Source organism: Geodermatophilus nigrescens, from assembly GCF_900129495.1.
Taxonomy (GTDB): domain Bacteria; phylum Actinomycetota; class Actinomycetes; order Mycobacteriales; family Geodermatophilaceae; genus Geodermatophilus; species Geodermatophilus nigrescens.
Map to the genome: position 1 here is coordinate 236,289 of NZ_FQVX01000002.1, position 11,768 is coordinate 248,056.

Annotated in this window: 13 protein-coding genes; 3 read left to right on the forward strand and 10 right to left on the reverse strand. The window is 76.5% G+C overall.

Annotated features, from left to right (window positions below; translation table 11 throughout):
• Nucleotides 1-111: 111 nt before the first annotated feature.
• From BUE37_RS08690 to BUE37_RS08715, 6 genes are all read right to left on the reverse strand, one after another.
• On the reverse strand, nt 112-999 hold the full coding sequence (locus BUE37_RS08690) for a diacylglycerol kinase family protein (RefSeq protein WP_073419831.1): 888 nt from the start codon (nt 997-999) through the stop codon (nt 112-114).
• Nucleotides 1,000-1,006: 7 nt separating this feature from the next.
• Nucleotides 1,007-1,933, reverse strand: a complete 927-nt coding sequence (gene tatC, locus BUE37_RS08695) for a twin-arginine translocase subunit TatC (protein WP_073419832.1) — start codon at nt 1,931-1,933, stop codon at nt 1,007-1,009.
• Nucleotides 1,934-1,953: 20 nt separating this feature from the next.
• Complete coding sequence (gene tatA / locus BUE37_RS08700; protein ID WP_073419833.1) at nt 1,954-2,259, reverse strand: Sec-independent protein translocase subunit TatA; 306 nt, start codon at nt 2,257-2,259, stop codon at nt 1,954-1,956.
• Nucleotides 2,260-2,344: 85 nt separating this feature from the next.
• Nucleotides 2,345-2,551, reverse strand: a complete 207-nt coding sequence (locus tag BUE37_RS08705) for a hypothetical protein (protein ID WP_073419834.1) — start codon at nt 2,549-2,551, stop codon at nt 2,345-2,347.
• A gap of 49 nt (nt 2,552-2,600) precedes the next feature.
• Nucleotides 2,601-3,566, reverse strand: coding sequence for a helix-turn-helix transcriptional regulator (locus BUE37_RS08710; protein ID WP_175562824.1), 966 nt, complete (start codon nt 3,564-3,566; stop codon nt 2,601-2,603).
• Nucleotides 3,563-4,546: a helix-turn-helix transcriptional regulator gene (locus BUE37_RS08715; RefSeq protein ID WP_073419835.1), complete on the reverse strand. Its 984-nt coding sequence runs from the start codon at nt 4,544-4,546 to the stop codon at nt 3,563-3,565. The genes BUE37_RS08710 and BUE37_RS08715 overlap by 4 nt, the downstream gene beginning before the upstream one ends.
• A gap of 130 nt (nt 4,547-4,676) precedes the next feature.
• On the opposite strand from BUE37_RS08715, the gene BUE37_RS08720 reads away from it, so the two are divergent.
• Nucleotides 4,677-5,729, forward strand: a complete 1,053-nt coding sequence (locus BUE37_RS08720; RefSeq protein WP_217651191.1) for a DUF3866 family protein — start codon at nt 4,677-4,679, stop codon at nt 5,727-5,729.
• Between the two features lie 16 nt (nt 5,730-5,745).
• On the opposite strand, the gene BUE37_RS08725 is transcribed toward BUE37_RS08720, so the two are convergent.
• Together BUE37_RS08725 and pafA are read right to left on the reverse strand one after the other, a co-directional pair.
• Entirely contained in the window at nt 5,746-6,513 is a 768-nt protein-coding gene (locus tag BUE37_RS08725; RefSeq protein ID WP_083628639.1) for an SDR family oxidoreductase, read from the reverse strand.
• 11 nt (nt 6,514-6,524) lie between these two features.
• Entirely contained in the window at nt 6,525-7,883 is a 1,359-nt protein-coding gene (gene pafA / locus BUE37_RS08730) for a Pup--protein ligase (RefSeq protein WP_073419838.1), read from the reverse strand.
• A 93-nt stretch (nt 7,884-7,976) separates the two neighbouring features.
• Between pafA and BUE37_RS08735 the strand changes: the two genes are divergently transcribed.
• Nucleotides 7,977-9,218 carry an FAD-binding domain-containing protein gene (locus BUE37_RS08735; RefSeq protein WP_073419839.1) on the forward strand — a complete coding sequence of 414 codons (1,242 nt, stop codon included), beginning with the start codon at nt 7,977-7,979 and terminating at the stop codon, nt 9,216-9,218.
• Between the two features lie 21 nt (nt 9,219-9,239).
• Here BUE37_RS08735 and prcA read toward each other — a convergent pair whose 3' ends face one another.
• Together prcA and prcB are read right to left on the reverse strand one after the other, a co-directional pair.
• Complete coding sequence (gene prcA / locus BUE37_RS08740) at nt 9,240-10,088, reverse strand: proteasome subunit alpha (protein WP_245794597.1); 849 nt, start codon at nt 10,086-10,088, stop codon at nt 9,240-9,242.
• A gap of 10 nt (nt 10,089-10,098) precedes the next feature.
• Nucleotides 10,099-10,956, reverse strand: a complete 858-nt coding sequence (gene prcB, locus BUE37_RS08745; protein ID WP_073420666.1) for a proteasome subunit beta — start codon at nt 10,954-10,956, stop codon at nt 10,099-10,101.
• A 180-nt stretch (nt 10,957-11,136) separates the two neighbouring features.
• Between prcB and BUE37_RS08750 the strand changes: the two genes are divergently transcribed.
• Nucleotides 11,137-11,763, forward strand: coding sequence for a hypothetical protein (locus BUE37_RS08750; RefSeq protein WP_073419841.1), 627 nt, complete (start codon nt 11,137-11,139; stop codon nt 11,761-11,763).
• The last annotated feature ends 5 nt before the right edge of the window (nt 11,764-11,768 follow it).

Below are 11,768 nucleotides of genomic sequence, written 5' to 3' on the forward strand. Positions count from 1 at the left end.
TAGGGATAACGGTTCGACGTGCGTGAACGCCGTCCTGGCTCACCGGAGCGCGTCCTGGCTCACGGTCGGCGGTGAGCCAGGACGCGCCACGACCAGGCGGCCTGATCGTGCTCAGGTGCGGGCCGAGCCCACCACGCGCAGCGCCCCCGGCACCGCCTCGACGACCACCGGCAGCGCCGCCACGGGCTCGCCGTCGGCGTAGGTGGTCAGCCCGGCGCCGGCGAGCTCCACCCGGGCCGCGCGGTGCACCGTGACGGCCGGGTGCGCCACGTGGGTGCCCTCGGTCAGCCGCGGCCGGGTGCGCACCAGCTCGCGGCGGCTCACCGGCCCGACGACGGTGACGTCGAGCAGGCCGTCGGCGGGGTCGGCGGTCGGGCAGACCCGCATGCCCCCGCCGTACCAGGGCGTGTTGCCGACGGCGACCAGCGTGACCGGCAGCGTCCGCGCCTCGCCGTCGAGGGTGAGCACCACCTCGCGGGGCCGCAGCCGGGCGAGCTCCGCGAGGATGGCGACGTCGTAGCGGCGCGGCCCCCGGGGCCAGCGCAGCCGGTTGGCCCGGTCGGTGACGGCGGAGTCGAAGCCGCAGCACAGCACGGTGGCCCACCAGCGCCCGGCGGTACGGCCGGCGTCGACCGGGCGCAGCGCCCCCTCCCGCAGGTCGGCGGCGGCCGCGGTGGCGGCGGCGACCGGCTCGGGCGGCACGCCGAGCGCGAGGGCCAGGTCGTTGCCGGTGCCCGCCGGGACGACGGCCAGCGGGGTTCCGGTGCCCGCGACGGCCTGCAGGCCGGCGTGCGCGGCGCCGTCCCCGCCGACGGCCACCACCGCCCCGGTGCCGGCGGCGACGGCGCGCGCCGCGGCCCGCTCCGCGTCCGCCCGGGTCGGAGTGGCGAGCACCTGCGGGGTCAGCCCGCCGGCGCGCAGCGCGTCGAGGACGGCGGCCGCGGCGGTGCGGGCCCGCCCGCGGCCGGCGGCGGCGCTGACCAGGACGGCGACGTCCACCCCGGGCTCAGCCGCGGGTGGGCGCGCGGTCGCCGTCGAGCCGGGAGGGGGTGGTGTCGAGCGCCGAGGGACCGGCGTCCAGCGGCGACGCCTCGTCGTCGGAGAGCGCGTGGAAGTGCTCGGCGGCGTCGCGCCTGGCCCGCCGCTTGTCGACCACCCGGGCGATCTGGATGGCCAGCTCGAACAGCACGATCATGGGCCCGGCCATGAGCAGCATGGTGAACGGGTCCTGCGTCGGCGTGACGAAGGCGGCGAAGACGATGGTGAGGAAGAAGATCCACCGCCGGCTGCGCCGCAGGACGTCGTAGGACAGCACCCCGACGGCGTTGAGCGCCACCGCCACCAGCGGCACCTCGAAGCTGACGCCGAAGGCCACCAGCAGCGAGAGCACGAAGCCGATGTAGTCCTGCGCGGTCAGCGCGATCACCACGCCGTCGCCGGCGAGGGACAGCAGCAGCTCCAGGCCCGCCGACAGGGAGACGTAGGCGAGCACCGCGCCGAGGGCGAACAGCGTCGTGGACACCAGCACGAACGTGATGCCGTAGCGCTTCTCGTTGCGCCGGAGCCCCGGGGTGATGAACGCCCACAACTGGTAGAGCCACACCGGCGCCGACAGCACCGCGCCGGCCAGCAGGCTCACCTTCAGGCGGATGAACACCCCGCCGAAGACGTCGGTGATGAGCAGCCCGCAGCCGCCGTCGACGCTGCCGCCGTAGCGCAGCTCACCGGGCAGGCCGCAGTACGGCGCGCGGATGAAGTCCCCGAGGCCGTGCTCGTACCACCAGAACGCGACGGCGGAGGCCACCAGCAGCGCCAGCAGCGCCTTGGCGACGCGGTTGCGCAGCTCGGTGAGGTGGGCGACGAGGGTCATCGTCGCCTCGGCGTCCCGCGGCGGCCGGCGGCGGCGTCCCCTGCGTGCGACGGGTCCGGCCACGTCGCTGCTCCGGGAGGTGCTCAGCGGGGGTCGGCGACGCCGGGCCGGGCGGCGCGCGCCCGCAGCTCGGCGGCGCGGGCCTCGGCGGCGGCCGCCTCGGCCTCCAGCTGGGCCCGGCGGTCGCGGTCGGCGGCGTCGAGCGCGGCCGGGCCGGCGGCAGGAGCCGCTCCGGGGCCGCGGTCGTCGTCCTTCATGCCCTTCATCTCGCCCTTGAAGATGCGCAGCGAGCGGCCGAGCGAGCGCGAGGCGTCGGGCAGCTTCTTGTAGCCGAACAGCAGCAGGACGGCCAGGATGATCAGGCCGATCTCGAGCGGGCCGAGGTTCATGCGTCCTCCAGGTCGCGGGGGCGGGGCCGATGCTACGCCGGGGGGTGTTCGTCCCCCGGTCCCGCAGCGGACGTACCGGCGGCGTTCACCCGTCGTTGGAGCGGCGTTCCTCCGCGAGCGCGGCGGCCCGCGCGGCGGTGGCCTGCGCCTGCTCGAGGAACGGCCGCACGTCGCGCTCGGCGGCCTCGAGCTCGCGGACCAGCCGCTGCCGGGCGCCCAGCAGGCCGGACACGACCGCGCCGAGCACGACCAGGGACAGCACGACGACGGCGATCCACACGACCCACAGCACGGGGAGACCCTATGCGCCGGGACCCGGGCGCCGCGGCTCAGGCGCCGGTTCAGGCGCCGTATCGGGCCAGTGCCGCGCGGGCGTCGGCGGCCACCGCGTCGGCGAGCTCGGCCGGCTCGTCGACGGTCGCCGCCCCGCCGAGGGAGGCGACCAGCCGGCGCGCCCAGGCCGGGTCGCCGGTGCGCAGGGTCACCAGCAGCCCGCCGGAGGGCTCGTCGACCTCGCGGACGTCCTCGACCGGGTAGTACTCGGCCACCCAGCGGGCGGTGCGGGCCAGCCGCAGCCGGACCACCGGCGAGCCGGGCGCCGGCTGGTAGAGGCCCTGGTCGAGGTCGCGCGGCGCGGCCTGCGGCGGCGGGGCGGCGGCCTCGTCGAGCACCTCGACGTCGTCGATGCGGTCCAGGCGGAACAGCCGGACGCCGGCCACCTCCCGCGACCACGCCTCCAGGTACCAGCGGCCGTCGACGAGCAGCAGCCGCATCGGGTCGACGGTGCGCTCGGTGCGCTCGTCGCGGGTGGGGACGTAGTAGTGCAGGTGCAGCGCCCGCCGGTCCTCGAGGGCCTGCCGGACGACGGCGAGGGCCTGCTCGCGGGCGTCGACGCTGACCGCCACCGGGGTGACCCGCTCGGCGGCGTGCCCGGCGGCGGCGGACACCTTGGCCAGCGCGCGGCTGACCGCCTCCTGCTCGGCGAGGCCCGGCAGGTCCAGCAGGGTGCGCAGCGCGACGACCAGCGCGACCGCCTCGTCGGTGGTCAGCCGCAGCGGGCGGACCATGCCGGCGGTGAAGGTGACCCGCACCCGGTCGCCCTCGAAGGACAGGTCGATGAGGTCGCCGGGGCCGTAGCCGGGCAGGCCGCACATCCACAGCAGCTCGAGGTCGCGGCGCAGCTGCCGCTCGGGGACGCCGAAGTCGCGCGCCACCTCCGGCAGCGGCACACCGTCGGGGCGGGCGGTGAGGTACGGGACGAGCGACAGCAGCCGCGTCATCCGCTCGTTGGTGGCGGGCGTGGTCACGAGCGGGCTCCCATCGCGGCCAGCCGGCGTAGCCGCTCGACGACGGCGTCGCGCACGGACTGCGGCGACTCCACGAGCACGTCGGGGCCGAGCGCGGCGAGCTGGTCGGCCAGCCGGCCGGTGTCGGTGGTGCGCAGCTGCAGCCGGTCGTCCCCGTCGGGGCCGGCGCCCAGCGGGGTGGCCCAGCGGCGCAGGCCGACGGCGGTGCCCGGGCGGGCGCGCACCACGACGAGGTGCTCCTCTCCCCCACCGCCGGACTGGCGGGCGACGATCCCCGCGAGGTCGACGTCCGGCGGCGGCTCGAACGCGTTCTCCGGGCCGGTGGCCTTCGGGGTGCCGACCACCCGGGACAGCCGGAACACCCGCGGGGCCTGCCGGTCGAGGTCGAGGCCGACGAGGTACCAGCGGCCGTGCCAGGCGACGACGCCCCACGGCTGCACCCGGCGCCGGGCGGGGGTGTCCTCGTCGGGGCGCCGGTAGCCGAAGGTGAGCACCCGCCGGTCGCGGGCCGCCGCGTAGCAGGGCTCGAACGCCGGCTCGTCGGAGTCCAGCCGCGGCTGCACCGGCAGCGTGCGGCCGGGGTCGACGTCGACGCCCGCCGCGCGCAGCTTCACCAGCGCGCTCTGCGCGGCCCCGGCCAGCTGCGCGGACTCCCACAGCCGCAGCGCCAGGCCCACCGCGGCGGCCTCCTCGCCCGTGAGCGTGATCTCGGGCAGCTCGTAGTCGGCGCGGGCGATGCGGTAGCCGTCCTCGGTGTCGAAGACGCTGGTGCGGCCGGTCTCCAGCGGCACGCCCATCTCGCGCAGCTCGGCCTTGTCGCGCTCGAACATCCGCTTGAACGCCTCGTCGGCGCGGGCGGTGCCGTCGTCGGGCTCGTAGCCGGGCACGGTGGCGCGGATGCGGGCCGCCGTCACGTACTGGCGGGTGCCCAGCAGCGCGATGACCAGGTTGACCAGTCGTTCCGCCCGCTTCGCCGACACGCCGCACAGGCTAGCCAGCCCGGGCCCGCGGCACCCCGTCCGGGCCGCGGACCCCCGGGTCCCTGGCTAGCCTCGCCCTGTGGGGGAGCAACGGACGACGCAGCAACGCATCCGCTGGCGACGCGGGCGGGTGACCGCGACCGGGCGCAGCTGGCGGGACGCCCTGGAGCTCACCGTCGACGTGCCCGGCGACGGCGAGGTGCGCTCGCTGGCCCACCCGTCGCTGGTCGGCGTGCCCGAGGTCGGCGACGACGTCCTGCTCAACACCACCGCCTGGGCGCAGCGGCTGGGCACCGGCGGCTACGCGCTCGTCGTCGCCGTCCCCGACCGGCTGCCGCCGGACCCGACCGGCCCGGGACACCTGGTCAAGGCGCGGTACACGCCGCTGCAGGTGAGCGTGCAGGGCGTCGACGAGCAGGACACCGAGCACCACGACGCGATCGCCGAGGCCGAGGACCTCGGCGGCATGCCGGTCGTCGTCGCCGACCTGCACTCGGCCCTGCCGGCGGCGCTGATCGGGGTGTTCGCCACCGACCCCGACCTCAAGGTCGCCTACGTCATGACCGACGGCGGCGCGCTGGTGGCCGGCTTCTCGCGCACGCTGCACACCCTGGCGCCGTCGCTGACCGGCGTGGTCACCGTGGGGCAGGCGTTCGGCGGGGACCTGGAGGCGGTCACGCTGCACACCGGGCTGCTCGCGGCGAAGCACGTGCTCGGCGCCGACGTCGCCGTCGTCACCCAGGGCCCCGGCAACCTCGGCACCGGCACCCCGTGGGGCTTCTCCGGGGTGGCCGCCGGGGAGGCGTGCAACGCCGTCAGCGTGCTGGGCGGCGAACCGATCGGGGCGCTGCGGATCTCCGACGCCGACCCGCGCCCCCGCCACCGCGGGGTCTCCCACCACTCGCTGACCGCCTTCGGCCGGGTGGCGCTGGCCGGGGTGACCCTGGTGGCGCCGCGCGGGCTGGGCTCGGAGCTCGGGCAGCAGGTCGAGGAGGACCTGGCCGGGCAGCCCGAGCGCAACCGGGTGGTGTGGGTCGACGTCGACGGCCTCGACGAGGCGCTGCAGCTCTCGCCGGTGACGCTGTCGACGATGGGCCGCGGCTGGCCCGAGGAGCGGGCCTACTTCCTGGCCGCCGCGGCCGCCGGCCGCTACGCCGCCCTGCGGGTGCCCCTCCCCGACTGACCACCCCGGGCCGGGATCAGCGGCGGAAGCCGCCCTCGGCGTCGATGGTGGCGCCGGTGACCGACCGGGCGTCGGGCCCGGTCAGCCAGGCGACGACGGCGGCCGCCTCCTCCGGGGTGTTCCACCGGCCGCGGGCCATCGCGGCGGCCACCTGCTCGTCGACGGCGGGACCGGCCCAGCCGGTGTCGGTGGGGCCGGGGTTCACGCAGTTGACGGTGATCCCCCGGCCGGCGACGGCGTCGGCGAGGGTGGCGGTGACCTGCTGGACGGCGCCCTTGCTCAGCGCGTAGGGGATCTCGCCGGGCATGGGGCCGCGGTGCTGGCCGGAGGTGAACAGCACGACCGAGCCGGGGCCGGCCGCGGGCTCGTACTGGGCGGCGAAGGCCCGGGTGAGCAGCACCGCCGCCCGGGCGTTGACGGCGAAGGAGCGGTCGAGCTCGTCGGCGGTGACCTCCTCGAGGCGGCCGAGGGCGCTGCGGGCGTGGTTGACCACCAGCGTCGTCAGCGGGCCCGCCGCCGCCCGGGCCGCGGCCACCAGGGCGGCCGGCGCGTCCGGGTCCCCGAGGTCGGCGGGCAGGTGCGGCGGGGACCCCAGGGCCGCCACGACGGCGTCGACGTCGTCGGCACCCCACGGCTGCCCGGCGTCGTGCGGCGACCAGGAGTGCACGACCACCCGGTCGCCGCGGTCGAGCAGCCGGCGGGCGACCGCGTACCCGATGCCGGCCCGCCGGCTGACGCCGGTGACCAGCGCCGTCCCCGCCGGGGTCACATCGAGGCGGGTCACATCGAGGCGGGTCACATGGAGGCGATGAGCTTCTCGACGCGCTCGTCGACGCTCTTGAACGGGTCCTTGCACAGCACGGTGCGCTGGGCCTGGTCGTTGAGCTTGAGGTGCACCCAGTCGACGGTGAAGTCGCGCCGCTTCTCCTGGGCCTTGCGGATGAACTCCCCGCGCAGCTTGGCGCGGGTGGTCTGCGGCGGCACGTTCTTGGCCTCGAACACCCGCGGCTCGTGGGCCACCCGCTGCACCTGCCCGCGGCGCTCCAGCAGGTAGTACAGGCCCCGCTTGCGGGAGATGTCGTGGTAGGCGAGGTCCATCTGGGCGATCCGCGGGCTGGACATCGTCAGGTCGTGCTTGGCCCGGTAGCGCTCCAGCAGGTTGAGCTTGGTGGCCCAGTCGATCTCGCGGTCGATCAGCGAGAGGTCCTCGGTGTCGACGGCCTTGAGCACCCGCCCCCACAGCTCGAGCATCTGCCGGTGCACCGGGCCGAAGCCCTCCCGGTCGACGAACTCCGCGGCGCGGGAGTGGTACTCGGCCTGGATCTCCAGCGCGCTCATCTCCCGGCCGCTGGCCAGGCGCACCTTGCGGCGGCCGGTGATGTCGTGGCTGATCTCCCGGATCGCGCGGATCGGGTTCTCCAGCGCCATGTCCCGGATCGGCACGCCGGCCTCGATCATCCGCAGCACCAGGTCGGTGATGGTGACCTTGAGCAGCGTCGTCGTCTCGTTCATGTTCGAGTCGCCGACGATCACGTGCAGCCGCCGGTAGCGCTCGGCGTCGGCGTGCGGCTCGTCGCGGGTGTTGATGATCGGCCGGGAGCGGGTGGTGGCGCTGGAGACGCCCTCCCAGATGTGCTCGGCGCGCTGGCTGACGCAGTAGATCGCCCCGCGCGGGGTCTGCAGCACCTTGCCGGCACCCACCACCAGCTGGCGGCTGACCAGGAACGGGATGAGCACGTCGGCCAGCCGGGAGAACTCCCCGTGCCGGCCCACCAGGTAGTTCTCGTGGCAGCCGTAGCTGTTGCCCGCCGAGTCGGTGTTGTTCTTGAACAGGTAGATGTCGCCGGTGACGCCCTCCTCGGCCAGCCGCTGCTCGGCGTCGACCAGCAGGCCCTCCAGGATCCGCTCGCCGGCCTTGTCGTGCACGACCAGCTCGGTCAGGTCGTCGCACTCGGCGGTGGCGTACTCCGGGTGGCTGCCGACGTCGAGGTACAGCCGCGACCCGTTGCGCAGGAACACGTTGGAGCTGCGCCCCCAGGACACCACCCGGCGGAACAGGTAGCGGGCGACCTCGTCCGGGGACAGCCGGCGCTGCCCGCGGAAGGTGCACGTGACGCCGTACTCGGTCTCGATCCCGAAGATCCGTCGGTCCACGGACCGAGCCTAGGCGCCGGATGCGACTCCGGCCGGTTCCCGGCGGCCCGCGCCGACGCGCGTGCTGTCGTCCCCCGCCCGCACAGTGGGGAGGTGCCCCTCCTGCCCCCGCCGCCCTCCCCCGCCGACGGCGCCACACCGGCCGACGCCGCCTCCTGGGTGGCCGCCCACCTGGGCGACCTGACGCTGGAGGGCCCGGACGGCGTCGCGCCCGGGGTGGCCCGCGGTGGCCAGTCCGCGGCCGACGCGGCGCTCGCCGGGCTGGACGTCACCGGCTACGCGCGCGACCGCAGCACCGTGCTGCCGGTCGACCGGCGCGGCGCCACCCGGGTCTCGCCCTACGTGCGGCACGGCCTGCTCCCGCTGCCGCGCCTGTGGGACGCCGTCGCGGGCGCCCCGTCCCGCGACCGGGGCCGCTACCGCGACGAGCTGCTCTGGCAGGAGTACGCGCGGCACCTCTACGCCCGGGTGGGCCGCGGGATCCGGCGGCCGCTGCGGTTCGACCAGCCACGCGCGGAGCCCTGGGACGGCGAGCCGTGGCCGCGGCGGATGAACTGCATGGACACCGTCGTGACGGAGCTGCACCGCGACGGGTGGCTGGTCAACCAGACCCGCATGTGGCTGGCCTCGCAGTGGGCGGTGCGCGCGGGGGCCGACTGGCGCGACGGCGAGGCCGAGACCTACCGGCACCTGCTCGACGGGTCGCGGGCGGCCAACGGGCTCGGCTGGCAGTGGACGGTGGGCACCGGCAGCGGCAAGCCGTACGGGTTCAGCCGCTGGCAGGTGGAGAAGCGGGCGCCCGAGCTGTGCGCCGGCTGCGCCCTGCGCCGCGCCTGCCCGGTGCAGCAGTGGCCGGAGGCGTCGTCCGGCCCGCGGGTGGACGGCCCCGACCTGGGCCGGGGCCCGGTGCCGGCCGGCCCGGCGGAGCCCGAGGGGACGGGCGGGGGCGAGCTCGTGTGGCTGACCGCGGAGTCCCTCGGCTCGGCCGACCCGGCGCTGGCCGCCGACCCGGACCGCCCGGCGGTGTTCGTCTTCGACGAGCCGCTGCTGGCCCGGCTGCGGCTGTCGGGCAAGCGGCTGGTGTTCCTCGCCGAGACGCTCGGGGAGCTCGCGGCCACCCGGCCGCTGGAGGTGCGCCGCGGCGTGGTGCCCGCTGAGCTGGCCGACTTCCGGCTGGCCGCGACGTGGACGCCGGTCCCCGGCTGGCGCCAGCGGGCCGCGCGGCTCGACGTCGTCGAGCGGCACCCGTGGCCCTGGCTCGTGCGGCCCGGCACCACGTCGGTGCGCTCGTTCAGCTCCTGGCGGCGGGACGCCGGCCGGGCGGTGCCGGGCTAGGCGCCCGGCACCGCCCGGCGGTCAGCTCTCGCCGGCGTCCGCGGGCCCGTCGACGGCGCCGCCGGCGGTGTCCGGCGCGGCCGGGTCGCCCAGGCCCGCCGGGGTGCCCGGCTGCGGGGCGCTCGGCGCGTGCGCGTGGGTGGCGGCCTCCGGGGCGGGCCCGCCGCCGTCGCCGAGCAGGCTGCCCAGCGCCGCGCCGACCACCCGGCGGAAGGCCCGCTTGGGGCGCCGCCGGTCGAGCACGGCGACCTCCAGCTGCGCGGCCGGCAGCAGCCCGTCGCCGCTCCCGTTGCCCGGCATGGCCGGGCTGGACGCCGAGAGCGCCCGCACGCCGACCATGAGCGCCTCGGACAGCGGCAGGCCGGCGCGGAAGTCCTCCCGCAGCCGGGCGGTGACCGCCTCGGCCTGCCCGCCCATGACGACGAAGTCCGGCTCGTCGACGACCGAGCCGTCGAAGGTCAGCCGGTAGAGCTGGTCGGACTCGCTGCTGTCGCCCACCTCGGCCACGCACAGCTCGACCTCGTAGGGCTTCATCTGCTCGGTGAAGATCGCGCCGAGGGTCTGCGCGTAGGCGTTGGCGATGACCCGGCCGGTGACGTCGCGGCGGTTGTAGGAGTAGCCGCGGACGTCGGCCAGGCGCACCCCGGCCACCCGCAGGCTCTCGAACTCGCTGTACCGGCCGACGGCGGCGAAGCCGATGCGGTCGTAGATCTCGCCGACCTTGTGCAGCGTGGAGCTGGGGTTCTCGGCGATGAACAGGACGCCGTCGGCGTAGGTGAGGACGGCGACGCTGCGGCCGCGGGAGATGCCCTTGCGGGCGTACTCCGAGCGGTCGCGCATGACCTGCTCGGCCGAGGCGTAGTAGGGCATGGTCACGGCGTCAGAACCCCCGGTCGACGTTCTCGCGGTCGGCGGCGGCGCGCTCGCCGACGATGGTGTCGGCGATCCCGGCCACCTCGGCGTCGGTCAGGCGCACCGCGCCCTCGGCGTCGACGCGGTAGACGATCGGGTACAGCCGCCGCACCGGGTCGGGGCCGCCGGTGGCGGAGTCGTCGTCGGCGGCGTCGTAGAGCGCCTCGACGACGGTGCGGGTGGCGGCGTCGCCGTCGAGGCCCGACCGCCAGGTCTTCTTCAGCGAGTTCTTGGCGAACAGCGAGCCCGAGCCGACGGCGGCGTAGCCGCGCTCCTCGTAGTTCCCGCCGGTGACGTCGTAGCTGAAGATCCGGCCCGGGGTGGTGCCGGCGGCGGCGTCGAGGTCGAAGCCCGCGAACAGCGGGACGACGGCGAGGCCCTGCAGGGCGGCGCCGAGGTTGCCGCGGATCATCTGCGCGAGGCGGTTGGCCTTGCCGTCGAGGCTGAGGGTGAGGCCCTCGATCTTCTCGTAGTGCTCGAGCTCGACCTGGTAGAGCTTGACCATCTCGATGGCGATGCCGGCCGCGCCCGCGATGCCGATGACCGACCAGGTGTCGGCCGGGTACACCTTCTCGATGTCGCGGCTGGAGATCAGGTTGCCCATGGTGGCGCGGCGGTCGCCGCCCATGAGGACGCCGCCGGCGTAGGTGACGGCGACGATCGTGGTGCCGTGCGGGGTGAGGTCGCCGGCGTTCACCGACGGCACCTGGCGCCTGCTGGGCAGCAGGTCGGGCGCCGCCGTGGCGAGGAAGTCGGTGAACGAGGAGCCCACGCGGTCCAGGTAGGCGGGCGGGAAGCCGCTCCGGCCGGTGTGCGACTGGGTCAACCCGTCCACCCTCTCCGCGCCCCTCCGGGGTGCTCATCGACGTGCCGCGGGCGACCCGCGGCAGCTCGCCGTCGACCCTACCGGCGGGGCCGGTCCCCCACCCGGGGCGCCGGGAGGCCTGGTGGGCGGGGCCGGTCGTGGCTAGCGTGCGCCGGCCGCGACCGACCGGAGGGGGACCCCGTGACCGACCGACTCCACCCGGGCGGGGTGCCGCGCGTGCCCGCCGGCCGGCGGCGGCTGGCCACCGCGGGCGCGGGGCTGCTGCTGGTGGCGGTGTGCGGGCTGGCCGCGGCCTGGGGCCGGGCGACCCTGGACACCGACGGCGTGGCGGTCGCCGCGGCCGTCTCCGCGGTGCTGCTCGTGGTCGCGCTGCGGCTGTGGAGCCGGGTCCGGCGCGAGGTGGTGACCCGGCCCGTGCTGGAGGGGACGGTGTTGACCGGGCGGACGCCGCTCGGGCGGCACGGGGTGGACCTCACCCGGGTGCACGCCGCGGCCGTGTCGTGGGACGCCGAGTCGCGCCGCGTCGTGGCTCTGGGGCTGGCCGACGACGGCGGGTGCGCGGTGGTGCCGTGGACGCAGCTGCAGGCGATGCCCGACCTGGCGGAGGTGCGCCGGCTGCTGGCGCTGCGCCAGGAGCAGCGGGCGCTCGTGCTGCCGGCGCTGGTCTGCGCGGCCTGGGACCTCCCCGCCCTGCCCGGCGCCGACGCGACGGGGCCGCTCCCCCGCGACCGCGTCGAGCAGGTGCTGGCGGGCCTCACGCACGCGGGCTCGGCCGCCGCGGTGGCGGCGGGCATCCTGCTGGCCTGAGCCGG

Coding starts and splice junctions, on each gene's coding strand:
- tatA (WP_073419833.1), bottom strand. CDS start 2,259: ATGAACCTCGGCCCGCTCGAGATCGGCCTGATCATCCTGGCCGTCCTG.
- prcA (WP_245794597.1), bottom strand. CDS start 10,088: ATGCCCTACTACGCCTCGGCCGAGCAGGTCATGCGCGACCGCTCGGAG.